Source organism: Fuchsiella alkaliacetigena, from assembly GCF_023227765.1.
GTDB classification, from domain to species: Bacteria; Bacillota; Halanaerobiia; order Halobacteroidales; family Acetohalobiaceae; genus Fuchsiella; species Fuchsiella alkaliacetigena.
Genome location: NZ_JALKBZ010000031.1, coordinates 1 through 17,538, shown reverse-complemented (window position 1 = coordinate 17,538; position 17,538 = coordinate 1). Strand labels below are relative to the sequence as shown.

19 protein-coding genes are annotated in these 17,538 nt (G+C 36.2%); 1 reads left to right on the top strand and 18 read right to left on the bottom strand.

Annotated elements, in window-relative coordinates:
• Window positions 1–8 precede the first annotated feature (8 nt).
• From MWH30_RS09420 to MWH30_RS09385, 7 genes are all read right to left on the bottom strand, one after another.
• Window positions 9–758, bottom strand: a complete 750-nt coding sequence (locus MWH30_RS09420) for a prepilin peptidase (RefSeq protein ID WP_248663825.1) — start codon at window positions 756–758, stop codon at window positions 9–11.
• A 70-nt stretch (window positions 759–828) separates the two neighbouring features.
• On the bottom strand, window positions 829–1,263 hold the full coding sequence (locus tag MWH30_RS09415; protein ID WP_282706276.1) for a prepilin-type N-terminal cleavage/methylation domain-containing protein: 435 nt from the start codon (window positions 1,261–1,263) through the stop codon (window positions 829–831).
• 152 nt (window positions 1,264–1,415) lie between these two features.
• Window positions 1,416–2,630, bottom strand: a complete 1,215-nt coding sequence (locus MWH30_RS09405) for a type II secretion system F family protein (protein ID WP_504925977.1) — start codon at window positions 2,628–2,630, stop codon at window positions 1,416–1,418.
• Between the two features lie 171 nt (window positions 2,631–2,801).
• The gene (locus MWH30_RS09400; RefSeq protein ID WP_248663823.1) at window positions 2,802–4,484 is read right to left on the bottom strand and encodes a GspE/PulE family protein; all 1,683 of its coding nucleotides are present in this window, start codon (window positions 4,482–4,484) and stop codon (window positions 2,802–2,804) included.
• 13 nt (window positions 4,485–4,497) lie between these two features.
• Window positions 4,498–5,382: a shikimate dehydrogenase gene (locus MWH30_RS09395; RefSeq protein ID WP_248663822.1), complete on the bottom strand. Its 885-nt coding sequence runs from the start codon at window positions 5,380–5,382 to the stop codon at window positions 4,498–4,500.
• Between the two features lie 283 nt (window positions 5,383–5,665).
• Complete coding sequence (gene feoB, locus MWH30_RS09390) at window positions 5,666–7,513, bottom strand: ferrous iron transport protein B (RefSeq protein ID WP_248663821.1); 1,848 nt, start codon at window positions 7,511–7,513, stop codon at window positions 5,666–5,668.
• Window positions 7,514–7,518: 5 nt separating this feature from the next.
• Window positions 7,519–7,746 (bottom strand): FeoA family protein, encoded by a 228-nt coding sequence (locus MWH30_RS09385; RefSeq protein WP_248663820.1) that lies wholly within the window; start codon window positions 7,744–7,746, stop codon window positions 7,519–7,521.
• A 217-nt stretch (window positions 7,747–7,963) separates the two neighbouring features.
• On the opposite strand from MWH30_RS09385, the gene MWH30_RS09380 reads away from it, so the two are divergent.
• The gene (locus MWH30_RS09380) at window positions 7,964–8,521 is read left to right on the top strand and encodes a flavodoxin family protein (protein ID WP_248663819.1); all 558 of its coding nucleotides are present in this window, start codon (window positions 7,964–7,966) and stop codon (window positions 8,519–8,521) included.
• A 53-nt stretch (window positions 8,522–8,574) separates the two neighbouring features.
• On the opposite strand, the gene MWH30_RS09375 is transcribed toward MWH30_RS09380, so the two are convergent.
• The 11 genes from MWH30_RS09375 to MWH30_RS09320 form a co-directional block, all read right to left on the bottom strand.
• Window positions 8,575–9,732 (bottom strand): YibE/F family protein, encoded by a 1,158-nt coding sequence (locus MWH30_RS09375; protein ID WP_248663818.1) that lies wholly within the window; start codon window positions 9,730–9,732, stop codon window positions 8,575–8,577.
• A 14-nt stretch (window positions 9,733–9,746) separates the two neighbouring features.
• Complete coding sequence (locus tag MWH30_RS09370; RefSeq protein ID WP_248663817.1) at window positions 9,747–11,474, bottom strand: ferrous iron transporter B; 1,728 nt, start codon at window positions 11,472–11,474, stop codon at window positions 9,747–9,749.
• Window positions 11,464–11,760, bottom strand: coding sequence for a FeoA family protein (locus MWH30_RS09365; protein ID WP_248663816.1), 297 nt, complete (start codon window positions 11,758–11,760; stop codon window positions 11,464–11,466). Before MWH30_RS09365 ends, MWH30_RS09370 begins: the two co-directional genes overlap by 11 nt.
• Before the next feature lie 32 nt (window positions 11,761–11,792).
• Window positions 11,793–12,806: a lysylphosphatidylglycerol synthase transmembrane domain-containing protein gene (locus MWH30_RS09360; RefSeq protein ID WP_248663815.1), complete on the bottom strand. Its 1,014-nt coding sequence runs from the start codon at window positions 12,804–12,806 to the stop codon at window positions 11,793–11,795.
• Between the two features lie 17 nt (window positions 12,807–12,823).
• Entirely contained in the window at window positions 12,824–13,372 is a 549-nt protein-coding gene (locus tag MWH30_RS09355) for a nicotianamine synthase family protein (protein ID WP_248663814.1), read from the bottom strand.
• 69 nt (window positions 13,373–13,441) lie between these two features.
• Window positions 13,442–13,870 (bottom strand): Fur family transcriptional regulator, encoded by a 429-nt coding sequence (locus MWH30_RS09350; protein WP_248663813.1) that lies wholly within the window; start codon window positions 13,868–13,870, stop codon window positions 13,442–13,444.
• A 100-nt stretch (window positions 13,871–13,970) separates the two neighbouring features.
• Entirely contained in the window at window positions 13,971–14,687 is a 717-nt protein-coding gene (locus tag MWH30_RS13935) for a methyl-accepting chemotaxis protein (RefSeq protein ID WP_308221613.1), read from the bottom strand.
• A 144-nt stretch (window positions 14,688–14,831) separates the two neighbouring features.
• Window positions 14,832–15,323: a 2-amino-4-hydroxy-6-hydroxymethyldihydropteridine diphosphokinase gene (folK, locus tag MWH30_RS09335; RefSeq protein ID WP_248663812.1), complete on the bottom strand. Its 492-nt coding sequence runs from the start codon at window positions 15,321–15,323 to the stop codon at window positions 14,832–14,834.
• Window positions 15,314–15,688, bottom strand: coding sequence for a dihydroneopterin aldolase (folB, locus tag MWH30_RS09330; RefSeq protein WP_248663811.1), 375 nt, complete (start codon window positions 15,686–15,688; stop codon window positions 15,314–15,316). The genes folK and folB overlap by 10 nt, the downstream gene beginning before the upstream one ends.
• A 1-nt stretch (window position 15,689) precedes the next feature.
• Entirely contained in the window at window positions 15,690–16,889 is a 1,200-nt protein-coding gene (gene folP / locus MWH30_RS09325; RefSeq protein WP_248663810.1) for a dihydropteroate synthase, read from the bottom strand.
• 23 nt (window positions 16,890–16,912) lie between these two features.
• Entirely contained in the window at window positions 16,913–17,425 is a 513-nt protein-coding gene (locus MWH30_RS09320) for an HD domain-containing protein (RefSeq protein WP_248663809.1), read from the bottom strand.
• Window positions 17,426–17,538 lie beyond the last annotated feature (113 nt).

Genomic DNA, 17,538 nt, shown 5'->3' with positions numbered 1-17,538 from the left:
ATTCCTATTCAATTAATACTAAAAAAATTTAAGTACCAAGCAATTAGTTCTTCACCTTTCAAAATCATAATTATAGCTCCTAAAGCAATTAAGGGCCCGAAAGGAACTCGATCTTTTCTTCCCTTTACCCCTATCACCAAAAAAGGTAGGAATAATAGTGAACCAATCAAAGAACCCAAAACTAAACTAAGTAAGGCTAATCTAGCTCCTAAAAAACTACCGATCATAGCTAAAAACTTCACATCGCCCATACCTATTCCCCCTCTACTTATTACTGCCAAAAATAAAAGAGCTCCTCCAGCCATTACTACCCCTACTAAAGAGGAAAATAAGGATAAATCAGCCAATAGCAAACTAGATAAAGTTCCAGCTCCAATTCCTAAATAGTTTATTTGATTGGGGATTATTTGCTGTCTCAAATCTATTACGCTAGCTACTATTAAGAGTGTAGTCAAAAAACCATAAACTAAAAACTGTGTGCTCAAAAAATACTGTTTATAAAGGAGCAGGAAAAGAAATCCGGTTAAAAGTTCGACTGCTGGATATTGTAAGGAAAATACACTTTCACAATAACGACAGTTTCCGCCCAATAATAGATAACTAAAAAATGGTACTAAATCTTTGATACTGAGTTCAGTTTGACAGTGATTACACTCAGAACGAGAAAAAATCATTGGTTTTCCAGCCGGTAAGCGATAAATAACTACGTTTAAAAAACTACCAATGATTAGTCCAAAAATAAATATTAATATGCTCATTAGAATCCCGCCTAATAAATTAGATATCATAAAGTCTGCTCAAACTTCATTAAAAAATCAAATTAAAATTTTAAAAATCACTAACTTTAGTTTCAGCTTCACTATCTAATCCTGTTTCAGAATCGAAAATAATATAATAGCCATCGATGCTATTTTCAGTACCAACTTTATATGCAATATTACTTCCATCATCTTCATTTACATAGTAAATATACTCATTCCCATCATTAGTTGGATCGTTTATTACATCTGAAGTTAAACCATAATCTTCTGCATTATCTAAATTATTAGGATACTCCCCTTCATCAACTCTATACATCTCCAATGCATTCTGTATATTACGAAAATCAGATTCGACAGCAATCTTCTCTGCCCTATCACCTATTCCTAAAAATCTGGGCACCGCTATTCCAGCTAAAACTCCCAATACTACAACTACCATCATTAATTCAATTAAAGTAAAAGCATTTTCCTGTTTAAACTTTTTTCTTAACTTGATAACCATCTTAGATCCCCCAATTTTAGCTTATACTCAGCTTTTTAAGAGTATATTAAATAAATTAGTTAATTCTAAGTTGATTTTTTTAATCTTCTAGTACATTTAAACTTCAATTATCCAAAATATTCTGATAATTTTCAGTATAAGCTTTTTTAAAATTAAAAACCTTGCATCAGCTCAAACATAGGCATCATCACCGAAATCACAATTCCCCCAACTATCACTCCCAAAAATAAAATCATGGCTGGTTCTATCAAAGACACCATAGTTTCAATCTTATATTCCACCTCTTGTTCATAAAAATCCGCTACTTTAGCTAGCATCACATCCAAATCACCACTTTCCTCACCAACTCTAATCATTTGCAATACCATGCTAGGAAATAAATCATCCTGCATAAAAGGAAGGGTAATACTCTGTCCTTTACTGATACTTTGCTGAGCTTCCATCATTTTTTCAGCTATTACCTTGTTATTCATAATTCCGCTTACAACCTCAAAGCTTTTTAAAATCGTAACCCCATTGCTAATTAAGACTGAAAAAGTTTTACTAAATCTAGCTATTGAAACTTTAATAATCAAATCTCCAATCAAAGGAAGTTGTAATAATAAATTATCAATCTTCCTTCTGCCAGCTCTACTTTGATAATAACGATAAACCCCATAAATCATAGTTATTATTGAAATTAAAATTAAATACCAATAATTAATTAAGAACCAGCTAAACAACATTAAAATTCTAGTTGGCAAAGGTAAAATAATATCTAAACCTGCAAACATATCTACAAAAGTAGGCAAAACTACCGCTACTAAAAAAATTATTACTCCCATAGCTACTAGCATAATCACTATTGGATACACTAAAGCTGAAGTAATTTGTTGATTTAAATTATTTTCCCGCTCAAAATGATCGGCCATTTCATTTAAAATTTCATCCAAAACTCCACCTACCTCCCCAGCCCTAATCATGCTGATAAAAAGTTGGGGGAAAATATGATCCTCTTCTGCTAAAGCCTCAGAAAAAGCCATCCCGCCTTCCACATTCTCTCGTACAGAATTAATTGCTTCCTTCAACTTATTCTTGCTAATTTGTTCAGCAAGAATACTCAAAGCTCTAACTAATGTAAGTCCGGCATCAATCATAGTAGCAAGTTGACGACAAAAAAGAGCTAAATCCTGCAAGTTTACTTTCTGAAACTGACGTAAGCGTTCCCGCAAGCTACTTTTATTAGCGCTCACTTCCTCAATAAAAGTAATATAATAACCACGATTACGCAAGCGTGCTACTACTAAATCTTTGCTTTCAGCTTCTATTCTACCTTCGGTCAATACTCCCTCACTATTTCTAGCTTTATATTTAAATAATTGCGAAATATGGCTCCCTCCCTATAATATCTATATTATACCATATTTTGAGACAGAATGATATCTTTTTATGTATAAAAATTAATTTTTTTGCATATTAAATAAGTTATGTAAAATATGAGCAATTATATTTCTACCTTAATTTATAAAATCCAAAACTTTTATAAACATTTCAGCTTATTATTCCTGTTTTTCTATTCGTACCTTAGTTACTCTCATTGCCTCTTCTAAAGAAGTAACTCCTCGCTTCACCTTCATCAATCCTGAATCTTCTAGGGTAATTAACCCTTTTTCTCTAGCCAACTGCTCCATTTCTGAAACTGAAGTATTATCCATTATTAACTTTTCTAATTCACTATCTACTTCTAAAATCTCGTGAATAGCTGTTCGCTCTCGATAGCCTGTATCATTGCAAAATCTACAACCTCCGGGCCCGAAAAACTCATCTTCTCCACCTATTAAATTAATTTCCACCGTTAACTTCTTTATTACCTTACATTCATTACAAAGTTTTCTCAACAAACGCTGAGCTACTACTCCCAAGACCGAAGAAGCCACTAAAAAAGGCTCCACCCCCATATTTACTAATCGAGTCAAAGCTCCAGCAGCTTGATTAGTATGTAAAGTACTTAATACTAAATGACCAGTTAAAGCAGCGTGAATAGCAATTTCAGCTGTCTCTCTATCTCTAATCTCTCCCACCATTATTATATCCGGGTCCTGACGCAAAATAGATCTTAAGCCATTAGCAAAAGTTAGTCCAGATTTAGGGTTAGTCTGTACCTGATTAATCCCCTCCAATCTATATTCTACCGGATCTTCTACAGTGATAATGTTCTGCTTTTCACTATTTAAGGAACTCAAAGCTGAATAAAGAGTAGTAGTTTTACCGCTACCTGTAGGTCCAGTAAGTAAAATCATCCCGTAAGGCTGATTAATTAACCCTTTAAAAAGATTCTTTTGCTCATCTAAAAAACCTAGCTGTTTCAAATCCAGCCTTAAACTACTTTTATCTAAAATTCTGATTACTACCTTTTCACCCTTAATAGTAGGTAATACCGAAACTCGTAAATCTACTTTTCTATTCTTTAAATCTAACTCTATTCTTCCATCCTGAGGTACTCTGCGCTTAGCTATATCTAGGCCAGCCATAATCTTAATTCTAGATACCAAAGCTGAATGAGTATGCCGGGGAATATTCATCTCATTATGAAGAACTCCATCCACCCTATACCTAACTCTAATTATCTCCTCTTGCGGTTCAATATGTACATCACTGGCCTTTAGCTGGATTCCTTCTTCAATAATATTATTAACCAGCTTCACCACTGGCGCTTCCTCCACCAATTGACGTAATCTATTGATTTCTACTTCTTCATTTTCTTCATTTTGCACTCTAGAAGTGATATCTTCTACAAATTCATTTACCACTTCTTCACTGCCGTAATATTGATCGATCGCATACTTAATTTCTTTTTCACTAGCAATTAGCGGCTTCATTTCACAATCAGTATGAGCTTTAACATCATCCAAAGCCATTACGTCTACAGGATCAACCATAGCCACTGTTAAAACATCATCTTTTAATTTTATGGGAATCAGTTTATGTCTTTTGGCCATAGATTCCGGAATCATTTTCACCACTTCAGAATCGATTATAAACTTCCTGAGATTAACTCGAGGAATTCCTAATTGAAGCTCCAAAGCTGCCATGACATCCTCTTCGGTAACTAAATTCATCTCTTTCAATACAACACCCAAACGCTTATCACCTTTTTGTTTAGCTAAAGCTTGAACTAACTCTTTTTCAGTAATCTTCCCCATCTGAATCAAAATCTCACCCAGCTTTTTCTTCTTAATCATCTTTTCACCTACTTCATTCAGTAATAGCTGCTTGCACTACCTCTTTCATCACTTTAACTGGCGCTCTTTGGCCTGTCCAAATCTCAAAAGCGATAGCTCCTTGATAAACTAACATTCCTAAACCACTCAAAGTTTCAGCTCCTGCCTTTTGGGCAGCTTTAAGCAATGTAGTCTTTACCGGATTATAAACTAGATCAGCTACTAATAAATTAGAATGTAAAAGCTCAGCCTCAATAACAGGTTCAACTTCCACCTGAGGACTCATTCCAATCGGAGTAGTATCCACTACTAAATCCAAATTCTTGATTATCGAGCTTAAAGCTCCCTTCTCCAAAGGTAAAGCTTCAGCTTTATTCAAATCCAACTTCTTCCCTACTTCAGTAGCTAAATTTTCCGCCTTGCTCAAAGTTCGATTAGCAATATATAACTCCTTAACTTCTTCCAAGGCTAATTGATAGCTGACAGCTCTAGCTGCTCCGCCAGCTCCAATTACCAATACCTTTTTATCTTGAGGAGTAAAGCTAGCTTCCTCCACCAAGGATCTTAAGAAACCTTTCCCATCGGTATTATGACCGATCAGCTTACCATTACAACGTTGAACGGTGTTTACAGCTCCTATCAGCTCTGCCTCTTGAGATAACTCATCTAAATAATCCCTCACTTTTTGTTTGTGAGGAATAGTTAAGTTGACTCCCTCAAAGTTTAAACCTTTAATTCCAGCTACTGCCTCAGCTAATTTAGCCTTCGGAACTGCAAAGGGTAAGTATAAATAATCAAGTCCTAACTCTTTAAAAGCAGTATTGTGCATAACTGGCGATAATGAATGTTCCACTGGATAGCCGAAAAGTCCTGTTAATTTTACTTCCATTAATTTGCTTGCTTTTAATTCTGTTATCATTTTTATTAACCCTCCTAATATTTTCTTCAATATTTTATTTTTATAATGTTTAGTTCAAATGATAAAGTAGAAAGGATGGAGTACAGATAAAGTTCAAAAGATTAAAACCTTTTGACGCTAACTAAAATCTGACTAAGTTCTGACTAAACATTAAGAGATAAGTTTAGAACTAAAATTAAGCTTAGATTAAAATTTAAGAAAACAAACAATATTATTACTTATAACTTAGACATTAACAGATTATTCTCCTGCTAAATTTCCGTAAATAGTCAAAATTTTTAAATTAAACCAAAATTTGAGCTACTAAGCCTCCCACTACAAAAGCTACTATCCAGCTACCAATCCAGATTAAAGAAGCTTCCTTCCAGTTTCGTTCTTTGAAGATAATCATTATTGAGGCTATACAAGGTACAAATAAGGTCATCGTTACCAAGCCTACTAAAGTCTGAGCTCCAGTTAAAGATAGACTAGTCAAGCCAGCTGCTCCAAAGTCTCTCCGAATAACTCCCATAATAAAGACCACTGCTGTTTCTGAAGGTAGCTGCAACCAATTTACCACTACTGGACTGAATAAATTCTGTAATAGATTCAACCCCCCTGTAAAGTCCAGCAAAGTAATTAATAAAGATCCTAAGAAAAAAATCGGGCCCGCCTCCTCAACAAAGAAACGAGTCTTATTGAAAGTCTTAGTCATTATGTTATTCAACTTAGGCCAGCGCAAAGGCGGTAAATCAATAAAGAGTTCAGTAGATTCTCCTTTTAAAGTTGAATTTAAAAATTTTCCTGCTAAGAGAAAGACTAAACTAATAATCATTAAGTAAAAAAGAAAATAACCATACCCCAAAGAAGCTAATAAGACTATAATTACCCCTAGTTGAGCTGAACAAGGAATAGCCAAGCCTAAAAGTAAAGTAGCAATTTTTCGTTCCCGCTCAGAACCCAACATTCTAGTAGTGATAATAGCCATAGTCACGCAGCCAAAGCCTAAAATCAAAGGAATTACGGCCCGGCCGTTCAGACCCAACTTAGTCAAAGTCTTATCGGCCAACACAGCTACCCGAGGCAAATAGCCTGAATCCTCCATTATAGATAACACAAAGTAAAAACTAAACACCAATGGCATTAATAAACCCAAAAGATAAGTAATAGTCATAGTTAAAAGTCCAAACTCACCAGCTAAAATTTGACCTATTAAAGAGTCTAAGCTAAGTATATTAGCTATTAAACTCTTCACTAAAGGTTCATAAATTCCAGCAAAAAAGATTCCTTCAGTAAAGTCCACCACTGTCTGAGCAATAAAAACCCCTATTAATTGATAAACTCCATACAGTATCAAAAGTAAAGTAGGAATCCCCGGAATTGGTTTAAGCAATAAAGTATTTAATAAAGAAGCAAAACTATTTTTTGCTTCTTTCCACTTCACTACCTGATCTACTATTCTATCGACTCGCTGGCGCCGCTTGTGATAGATTTCCTCTCTATCTGCTCTGACTTTCACTCCATTTTGAGAAGCTAGCTCCTCATCTCCTTCTAAAATCAACAGTGCTTCCTGTCGTTTAACCCCTTTATTCATTAACTTTTCTAATCGCTGCTCTAAATACTTACTACTTTTACCTAAACAGGCCTTTTCAAGTTGTTGCTTAATTTCAGCTACACCCTCTCCAGTAGTAGCTACAGTAGGTACTACTGATACTCCTATTCGCTTAGCTAGCTCTTCTGCATCTATTTCCAAACCCTGCTTCTTTACCTCATCCATCATATTTAAAGCAACTATTACTGGAATTCCTAAATCTATTAACTGCTGAGTCAAAAAGAGATCTCTATCTAAATGAACTCCATCGACCACATTTACAATTAGGTCAGCTGTTAAAATTATATCTCGAGCAACTACTTCTTCTTCGTTAAAAGCAGAAACTCCGTAAACTCCCGGCGTATCAATTACCAAGTAATCCTGATAATGACCATAAGTAATCTCTAAAGTAGTTCCCGGATAATTAGAAACTTCAGCGTAAATACCTGTTAGTTCTTTAAAAAAAATTGACTTTCCTACATTGGGATTACCGGCTAAAACAATCCTTTTCTCTGTAGAAAAGCCCTGCTTTTTCTTATCAAACTGTAAATCCAGCTCCATCAGCATCACTCCTCCTTTATCACCCTTACTTCAATCTCTTGAGCTAGACTATAGCTTAGAGCTAAACGCTGAAAATTTTTTTCTAAAATAAACGGGCCCTGAGCAATACTTGGCCAACAAAGTACTCGACTGCCCGCGGAGATACCGAAGCGAAAGGATAGGGCCCGCACTCTAGGATCAACAATATTAACTATCTCTACTTCGCTTCTTTGCTTAAGCTCAGCTAACTTCATTTTCATCACTTCCCCGTTTTATTACTTTATTTCAATTAATAATTATCAATGAATAATAAATAGCTAAAAAGCAAAGTATTATCAATTAAGTTATCTTTATCTAAATACATATTATAAAATCTAAGCTAATATTCTTTAACTATTTCTAAACTTCAAGCAGGAAATAAAAATTTAACTGAGAAATAAATAGAAAGTCAATAAAGGAAGGTGATAAAAAATGAAGATCATTGGCATAGCCTGTTCGCCTCGCCCGCGAGGTAACAGTACTATTTTATTAGAAGAAGCACTAAAAGGAGCAAGGGAAGCCGGCTTTGAAACTGAAATCTATCGTTTAGCCCAAATGAACTTTTCTATGTGCATCGGTTGTGATAAATGCTCTGAAGATAAAAAGTGTGTTTTTGAAGACGACTTAACAGAGCTTTTTCCTAAATTAGAGAAGGCAGACGGAATAATCATCTCTGCTTCAGTCTTTGGAATGGGACTTAATGCTTTAGGTAAGTCTATGGTAGATCGTTCGCAGATTTATTGGGCCCGCAAATATGTTTTCGAAGATGAACCCTTTCCCTCTCGACCGGGAGCTTTAATTGCCTGCGCTGGCACTACTTTCGAAGGTGTATTTAACTGTATGGTCAAGCCTATTAAGTACTTTTATAAAATGCTAGATGTGGACTATAGACACCAACTACTACATAATCCAGTAGACAAACCGGGAGAGATCAAAGAAAAAGAAGAAGCCTTAGCTAAAGCCTATCAGCTAGGAAAAAATCTATTATAATCCAAAAAAATAAAGCAAAGGAGTTAACTCCTTTGCTTTATTTAAACTAAATCTTAACTATGCTGATTATTAACTAAAAAGCCTGCTATTACTGCTGTAATAGGAATTGAAATAATCAAGCCAATACTACCAGTAATCCCGCGTACAAATTCAGTCACCATTAGATCCATATTTATAATTCTCAACCAAGCTATATCAGAACCCATCAACAATAAAAGCAAAGGTATAGCTCCGCCAACATAAGCTAGTAAAAGAGTATTAGCCATAGTGCCCATAATATCTCGACCTACATTCATACCAGCGCCAATTAAAGGACGAAGTTCAACTCGGGCCCTATTCCTGCCAATCTCATAAATAGCCGAAGCCACCGACATACTAACATCGGTAACTGCCCCCAAAGAACCAATAATAATCCCTGCAAAAAGCAGTCCCCGCACATCAATATCATGACCTAAATGACTTAACATCTGTGCTTCCTCACTACTAAAACCCGTCAAGTGGGAAACTTCGCCTACCCAGAAAGCTAGTAAACCAGCTACCACAACTCCACAAGCGGTACCAATAATAGCCGCAATCGACTTAGCATTAAAACCGCCAATCACAAATAAGGTAGGAATAATAATAATAATTGCTCCTATAATAGCTATCAGTATCGGTTCTGAACCACCTAACAGTGAAGGCAACATAAATTTAACAATCACTAAAGCAGTAAAGCCTAAAGTAATAACTGTCTTCAAACCCTGTAGCTTACCTATAATCAATAGGAGAGCTACAAATAAACCTAACAAATAAAACAGCCCTCGGTCTCGAGCTACATCTTGTAAATAAACATCCTTTAACTCTCCATCTACCTCATTAGCTACTAAAATCACCTCTGAATCTTCTTCTAAGTAGATATTGAGATAAGGATTATCTTGATTATACTGATTTCTCACTGCAACGGTTTCGCCTAGATGAGACCCACTAGTTATCCTTACTTGGGCCCGCTGTTCTACCGTAGTCATTCTCCCCTCACTTTCAAAGTCCTCTACAATAATCACTCTACCCCGATAATAGTTATAATCAGGCTCTTCCCCAATAGGTTCTTCCTCTAGAGGTTGAGGTTCTTGTTCTATTCCAGACTGAGCAACTACCAAACTTCCATTAACAACTAAAATCAAAAGCAATAATACTAAAATTATCAGCTTTGAACTTCCTAAACTCTTCAGCACCAAAACCACTCCAATTAAACTAATATTAGTTCTCCTAGCCTCGTCATAATTCCACCTAATAAAAAGGCAATAGAAGTTGTGGCAACTAAAATTCCCACCGCTATAGAAATCTTAAACTCTCGGGCCAAAGTAGCCAGTACAGCAATACAAGGAACATAGAACAGTCCTACTAAAGCACCAATAAAAAGTTGCAGTGAACTAAGCTCCATATCCAATAAAGGTAGTACCGAAAGCTCACGTCGTACAATCCCTAATACTAAAGGAACAGCTGCCTCTTCAGGTAAATGCAGCCAACCAGTTATCAACGGTCTCATTGCTCTACCTAAAAATACTAAAGCTCCGCTTTCATAAAGCAAAGCAGCTAAGCCAATCGCTAAGATCATCGGAATAGCTCCATCGAAGATATAGTTCTTAATTCTAATCCAAATTTTCTTACCTAGTACATTCCACTTAGGTAGCAGTAGCTCCGGCACCTCTACTACCGTATATGGCTGTGCACCTTTCATAAAAAAGTCTAATACAAATCCTGTTAAAACAAGTGCCAAAATCGAAATTAAAAATAAAAAAAATACAATTAAAATCGATCTCTCAGCTAACAAAGAGATAATAGCACCTGTCTGAGCAATACAAGGAATAGCCAAACTAATCATCGCAGCTACCATTAATCTCTCTTTCTGAGAACCCATAGCTCTAGTACTCATAATTCCCGGAATAGCACAACCATAACCCAATAGTAAAGGCACAATATTTGATCCAGAAAGACCAATCTTGCTCAATAAACCATCTAAAAGAATTCCTAAGCGAGGTAAGTAACCGCTATCTTCCAACACACTTAGAGCAGCATAGAAAGAGATAACATAAGGAAAAACCAAACCAAAGGGCCACTCCAAACCTTTAATTAAAAATCCATACTCGCCGATTAAAATCCTTTCTAAAGAAATCGGTAAAGCTAAACCTTCAACTAAGTATATTATTTTTGGAAAAACTAAATTCCTGAAAAAAGGAAGTAATAAATACTGTCTAATCCCCAAACCAACCCCGATTACCATAGCAAAAATAATCCCTAAGATCAATACTGCCAAAGGCAAGCCCGGCCAAGGCTGGACTAACCACTCGCCCCATTGCTCTCGCTGCAGTAAACCTAACTCCGACCCTTGCTGTTGAGCGCTCACAGCCAGCTCTTCTGCTAACTGCCAACGTTCTTCTTCACTAAACTGCTTAAAGCTATACTCTGCTAACTGATCTACAGTCTCTAAAATCGTCTTTTCTAATTCAGCAAAACCCTGTCCAGTAACAGCCACCGTAGGAATAATTGCTACACCTAGCTTCTCTTCCAATAAGTCTACATCAATACTCAAACCTTTTTCCTCTACCAAATCAATTCTATTTAAAACTACCACCGTCGGCAGTTCCTTCTCTAACACCTGCAATAAAATATATAAACTGCTTTCTAGATTATTAGCATCCATTACACAGACTACAGCTTCAGGCTCATCAGCCAACATATCCACAGCTACCTGTTCAGCTTCATTAGTAGCATCTAAAGTATAAGTGCCCGGAGCATCAATTAAGGTAAATTCTTCTCCATTTAAGTTAGCAGCTCCTGCTTTATACTCTACAGTAGTTCCTGCATAATTGGCCATCCCTACATCCAGCCCAGTCAAGCGATTAAAGATTACACTTTTACCTACATTAGGCGGGCCAATTAGTAATAATTTTCTTTTTTCTTGCTTAACTGACATTCTTTTCACCAACGCTAAGTTTTATCTGACAAGCTAGCTGACGGTCAATAGCTACATCTCTACCTTCTACTCCCGCTACTATCGGTCCACCACAACACTGCTTAGTCTGTACTTTCACCTTTTTACCCGGTCTAAAGCCCAAAGGTGCTAACAAGGAGTGGGCCGGCACCTCTAAAATAGTTGCTTCCTCTCCTTCAGCTAACTGAGCTAAACTACAGCCTTTACCTTGACAACACTTCTTCTTCTCAACAGAGTCTAAAACTAATGAAGCTTCTTTAACACCCATTATTATTCACCACCCCAGTATTTTTTCAAAACTTAAGAAGTACTATTACTAAGTCCTGGTATAGAAACTCTATTTTCACTCAATAAATAAATACTTGCTGCTATGGATAATAAAAGTGGAAACCAATAAGTCACCAACCGTGATAACAGAGCTATGGACAAACCCTGCGCCGATAAAAGACCATTTAAAGAAAACATCACTGCCATACTAGCTTCAAAAGAACCTAAGCCACCAGGTAAGAGCGGCAGCATACTAACTACATAAGCTCCATAGGTAATTACTCCTACCAAAGCTAAAGAAACTTCAAAACCTAACATCGAAGCTACTAAATAGATTTTGACTGGATAGAGTAACCAAATTACTAAGGAAATAAAAAGTAACCAACAATGTCCCTTAACCTTTAGTACCTGCTGTGAATTAGTAGCTGCTTTTTCTAAAAAGGAAATAGCCTTGCGACCTTTATTAATTAGCAGTTTCAAAAAGCTTCTGCTTTTTTGAACAGATAAATCAGCTTCAAACGCCCCTTCTTGTTGCCAACTCCGATAACAAAAAAGAAACAAGACAATAAAGATAGCTACCAGAGTAAAGAAAGCAAAATATACAACAGTAGGTAAAGTAAATCTAAAAGCCGTTAAAAGCAAAAATAAACCAGCTAAAACCAAGAAAGGCAACAAAGTAATATGCTTATGCACCAGCAGTAAACTAGTTAAAGACTGATACTTCAAACCTGTATACTGACGAAATAAATAAACCTTAGCTGCTTCTCCTCCCAATTTAGAAGAAGGAGTCACACTCTCTATAAATTTTCCGGCTAAGTTAATCCCTAAAACTCGTGGCAGAGAAATATTTGTTGACTTCTGTAATAGATAACGCCATTGATAAGCTCCCAAAAGTAGAGTTCCCAGCTGCAATAAACAAAGAACTAACATCAGTGAGACTTCGGCTCCAGCTAAAGCCAGTTTTATATCCTCCCAACCAGTGAAAAATACTAACAAGGAAATAGCTAAAATACCTGCTATCCACAGCAATACACGCTTTCCTAACATTCAAGCTTCATCCTTTCTTACTTTTTAAATAATACCGACCTATCAAAGGTAATCATGGGCTGTTTTACAAGGTCACAAGGCTGATAAGTACTGGGCAGTTGGTCATACTGTTCAGCAAAAAAGCCTCTCGGCTCTCTAAAAACTAAATTAGCTCCTCTTTGAGCTCTAGCTAATAAATTCTTTAAAATCTTTTCCTTCGGCTCAGCCTGTAAAGCTACTAAAGCAGCCGTAAAGTCTTTGTCAAAAGGCTCTTTTCCATCGCCTTCAAATACTTTAACTTGTTTTTCTAAACCAAGCCTGGCTAAGCAGTTACGAGCCCTAGCTATTACCTCAGGGTCTTTATCTAGGGCCCAAACCTTAGCCCCCGTCAAACGAGCCACATGAACCGCCGTAAAAGGCATAGCTCCACAACCTATATTCAACACTCTATCTGTAGCACCTATTTCTGCTAGATCAATTTCATTCTGTACTATTCTTTTATAAGGCCAAGAGTAGAGATTAAATAACAACGGAGAGTTATTACATACCTTTTCCAGTTTAGCTATTACCGGCCGAATTAAATCCATACTCAAACTCCCCTCTTTTAACATCTGCTCGACATTGAAATTCATTATCAACTATTCTTAAATAAAAAGCTATTGACATACTTGACAATAGCCATAAAACTTTATTCTGTGGTCTATTACTTCAAAACTATGCTCCTCTTTAATATCTTCTTCAAAATCCTCCAAAATATCGTCATTAAACTCTGTAATCTCTCCACACTCAAAACAGATTAAATGATGGTGGTGCTCATCTTCTTTATCCAACTCATAACGTCTACATTTATCATCAAAGTTTAATTTATGAATAATTCCTAAATCACATAAAAGCTCCAAAGTTCTATAGATAGTAGCCAAACCAATATTAGAATCATCTTTTTTAACTTGCTCATAAATCTCTTCAGCACTTAAATGAGAACCTTGATTTTCAATTATTTTTTCCAAAATTGCCTTTCGCTGAGAGGTCATTTTATAATTGTTATTCGCTAGTTTTTTCTTTATCTTTTGTAAATCAACAGTCATATTTTCACCCTCTATGCTTTTTAATAGCTTCTATATTAATTGTATCGAAAAAGATTCTCATTGTCAAATTCTTAATGATAAATTTTGGCTGAAAAATAAATTAATCCTCAGAATCTCTATCCGCAAAGCTTCTATATTCAGAACTACTATCTCCAGATTCCTTAAGGCTACTAAAAACATCAGTAATCTCCCGATTTAAGTCTATAATATTTTGATTAATTCCTTCAATATTCTGCACTAAGCCATTGGATTTTTCTGCTAATTCCTTCACCTCGTTAGCTACTACCGAAAAGCCTCTACCTTCTTTGCCGGCCCGAGCCGCTTCAATAGAAGCATTAATAGCCAACATATTTAAATTATCGGTTACCTGTTCTACCTCAGTTATAGATTCACTGATATCATTGGAATTAGCTTCGATCTCATCATGAATCCTTGTTAAATGTTCACTCACCACATCTATTAGATCCTGATGAGACTTGATATACATTTGGATAATATAATATAATAGGTAAGCACTTTCTCCACAAATAATATCCTTAGCTTGATTCTGAATAGCCTCTTTAACCTTATCCGTAACCTGCTCCGCTCCAGTCACCTCTACAATCAAGCTAACTTCAGGATCTTCTATTATATCCATCATTTCTGTGCTGGTGCGGATATTATGTTTTTTAGCTAGTTTAACTGCCGGAGCATTAGTATCCAAATCAACTACCTGCTTAACCTTTAATTCTTCTAAATCCAAAAATATCTTTAATAAATGTGTACCTATCTCTCCTCCACCTAAAATTCCAATTACTACTTCTCTATCTGCATTCACTTTCCAAGTCCCCCTTTTTAATATCTATAAGTGCTTTTTGACAAAAAACATATTTTAAGGACTAAAATAGCATTGCATAATGTCCCTTCATTATATCATAGTAAAGCTAAGATAACAAACAAAAGCAACTTAACATTTAGTAATTTACAACGAGTTTTTATATTCTTCTACTCCCTGATCACCAGCTTCAAGTCCAGCTAATAATTCAGCCGCTGTCCATCCTTGATATATTACCTCCTTAGTTAACTCAGCCAAAGGAACTAAAACAAAAGCTCTTTTATGAAACCTAGGATGGGGAATGGTTAATCTTGGAGAGTTAATTTCTTCTTGACCAAAGAGAATAATATCAATATCTATAGTTCTAGGTCCCCACCTAATCTCTCTAGTTCTATCTAACTGATTCTCTATCTCTTGGGTAAAGTCCAATAACTCAATCGGTTTTAAAGAACTCTCGATTTCAACCACCAAGTTCAAAAAATCTGCCTGCTCTTCATAACCTACTGCTTCCGTCTGATAAACCGCAGAGGTATTTAATACCTTAATCTCACAATGAGCACTTAATTTAGCAATAGCCTGACGTAAATAATCCTCACGATCTCCTAAATTAGACCCTAAACTCAAATAAGCTATTGGCAATCCTGACCACACCTCTCTATCTCCACTTCTACATTTTTGAGCACCCCAGCAATAGGAACTTCCGGTTTTTTAATCACCACTACTAAGCTCTCTAAAGGCTGATACTCTTTCAGTAATCTATCAGCAATTTCTTCAGCTACCGCTTCAATTAAGTCGTAAGAAGGCCCGGTTACAACTTCTTGCACTACCTCATAAACCTCAGCATAATTAATAGTCTTTTCTAAATCATCACTCACTCCAGCTGTCTTTAAATCCATTTGCAAAGCTAAATCAACTATAAACCGCTGACCTAATTCCTTTTCAGCAGCCAAGGCTCCGTGATAACCATAAAACTCCATCCCTTGTAGTCTAATATAATCACTCATTCTATCTCCTCACCATAGCATCGGTCATTTTAGCTACTCTTTTCATCTCTTTAATATCGTGAACGCGAACTATATCTGCTCCGTTAGCAATACCGATACTCACAGTAGCTGCTGTTCCTTCCACTCTTTCCTCTACTGGTAAATCCAAAGTATCTCCAATCATAGATTTACGAGAAGTCCCTAGTAAAATAGGCTGACCTAAGCTTCTAAACTCTCGCAAACGTTTCATAATCTCTAAATTATGCTCCAAAGTTTTACCAAAGCCAATTCCAGGATCAACAATTATCTTATCTCTAGCTATTCCAGCCTCTATTCCACAGTTAATGCTTTGTTGTAAATACTCCATTATCTCAGAAATCAGATCTCCATAACTGGGATTTTCCTGCATATTCTTAGGTTGTCCTTGAATATGCATCACCACTACTGGCACTTCGTATTCAGCAGCCACTTCTGCCAATTGGGGATCTTCCTTAAAGCCGCTAATATCATTGATAATATCAGCTCCGGCCTCCAAAACTCGTTTAGCAACTTCACTTTTATAGGTATCAACAGAAATCGGCGCTTCTATTTCTGCCTTTAATCTCTCAACTACCGGTAAAACTCTATCCAGCTCCACCTCCAAAGGTACTGGTTCCGAACCGGGACGAGTAGACTCTCCCCCTACATCAATAATATCCGCACCTTCTGCTACCATTTTTTTAGCGTGCTCAACGGCTACATCCAGTCTATCGAACTTACCACCATCGGAAAAAGAATCCGGAGTTACATTTAAAACTCCCATTATATAGGTACGTTTCCCAAACTCGAACTCAGAACTACCCACAGAAATAGGGCTTAACTGTCTAGTATAGTTATCTATAGCCTTTAAGATTTCTTTTCCTAGCTCTCTTAAACCAAAAGGCTGCATTCTTAAAACCTTTTCCACTTTTCTAAAGACTTTATCGGTTCCCATCAAGATCAAATCGGTCTCCTCAACCTCTAATCCACCAGCTGCCCGAGGCAGCGAAGCTTCGCCACCTTTAGATAACATCTCTTGCTTTAAAATCAGTGCCGCTTTCAAGGGTACATCCTTTAATTTAATTAATCTATATTGAGACTTAGGAGCCATAATCTTCACTCCAGTTTTATCAACTCCTAACTCCTTTAATTCTGCTTCAAAATCAGCTTGATCATTAATTTCTAAAACTCTTACTAGTTCCATTAGCTCTACTCCCCCTTAAACCGTTAGTATTTAAACTTTTTATTCTTTATCTTTTTACATTTCTCACGAGCTGAGCAGTCCTGACACTCTCGAGATAAATCATCGGCCTTGCATAGTAGCCGACCTAAAATAGACTTATCACTGCTAGCCTCACCCCTATGTTCAGTAATAGCAGAAGTTATCACCTTAACCTCGAGTTGACTATAGCCGTATTTAAATAACAAATCTTCAGACAATTCAGCACTAGCCTGAGCATGATCACAGCCTTCTTGATACTCCAACCACCTACCAATATCGTGTAAAAAAGCAGCAGTATAAGCAATCTCTTTAACTTCTTCTACTCCTGCTAACCGCAACTGCTCAACTAAATCAGCACTTAATTGAGATTCCAGCACCAAAATATAAGTAATTCTAGCTACATTAGCAAAATGAGACCAATCATGCTTACAAAATAATCTATCCTGCTCTGTAATAGAAATTTTTTTTAAATATGACTGATATACTTCATCCCTAAGTAAAGAGTTCAAGCGCTTCATATAGTAACACTACCTTATCTATAATATATAAAAAAACACTAGCATTGCAAGAACTTAAATTGAAAAAGTCAAATCGCAAATATAGGATTTAGACTTGATTAAATAGAAAAAGC

Excerpts from the sequence above, each read along its gene's own strand:
- MWH30_RS09420 (WP_248663825.1), bottom strand. The coding sequence starts at position 758 with ATGAGCATATTAATATTTATTTTTGGACTAATCATTGGTAGTTTTTTA.
- MWH30_RS09415 (WP_282706276.1), bottom strand. The coding sequence starts at position 1,263 with ATGGTTATCAAGTTAAGAAAAAAGTTTAAACAGGAAAATGCTTTTACT.
- MWH30_RS09400 (WP_248663823.1), bottom strand. The coding sequence starts at position 4,484 with ATGATTAAGAAGAAAAAGCTGGGTGAGATTTTGATTCAGATGGGGAAG.
- MWH30_RS09395 (WP_248663822.1), bottom strand. The coding sequence starts at position 5,382 with ATGATAACAGAATTAAAAGCAAGCAAATTAATGGAAGTAAAATTAACA.
- feoB (WP_248663821.1), bottom strand. The coding sequence starts at position 7,513 with ATGGAGCTGGATTTACAGTTTGATAAGAAAAAGCAGGGCTTTTCTACA.
- MWH30_RS09385 (WP_248663820.1), bottom strand. The coding sequence starts at position 7,746 with ATGAAGTTAGCTGAGCTTAAGCAAAGAAGCGAAGTAGAGATAGTTAAT.
- MWH30_RS09380 (WP_248663819.1), top strand. The coding sequence starts at position 7,964 with ATGAAGATCATTGGCATAGCCTGTTCGCCTCGCCCGCGAGGTAACAGT.
- MWH30_RS09370 (WP_248663817.1), bottom strand. The coding sequence starts at position 11,474 with ATGTCAGTTAAGCAAGAAAAAAGAAAATTATTACTAATTGGCCCGCCT.
- MWH30_RS09365 (WP_248663816.1), bottom strand. The coding sequence starts at position 11,760 with ATGGGTGTTAAAGAAGCTTCATTAGTTTTAGACTCTGTTGAGAAGAAG.
- MWH30_RS09360 (WP_248663815.1), bottom strand. The coding sequence starts at position 12,806 with ATGTTAGGAAAGCGTGTATTGCTGTGGATAGCAGGTATTTTAGCTATT.
- MWH30_RS09355 (WP_248663814.1), bottom strand. The coding sequence starts at position 13,372 with ATGGATTTAATTCGGCCGGTAATAGCTAAACTGGAAAAGGTATGTAAT.
- MWH30_RS09350 (WP_248663813.1), bottom strand. The coding sequence starts at position 13,870 with ATGACTGTTGATTTACAAAAGATAAAGAAAAAACTAGCGAATAACAAT.
- folB (WP_248663811.1), bottom strand. The coding sequence starts at position 15,688 with ATGAGTGATTATATTAGACTACAAGGGATGGAGTTTTATGGTTATCAC.
- folP (WP_248663810.1), bottom strand. The coding sequence starts at position 16,889 with ATGGAACTAGTAAGAGTTTTAGAAATTAATGATCAAGCTGATTTTGAA.
- MWH30_RS09320 (WP_248663809.1), bottom strand. The coding sequence starts at position 17,425 with ATGAAGCGCTTGAACTCTTTACTTAGGGATGAAGTATATCAGTCATAT.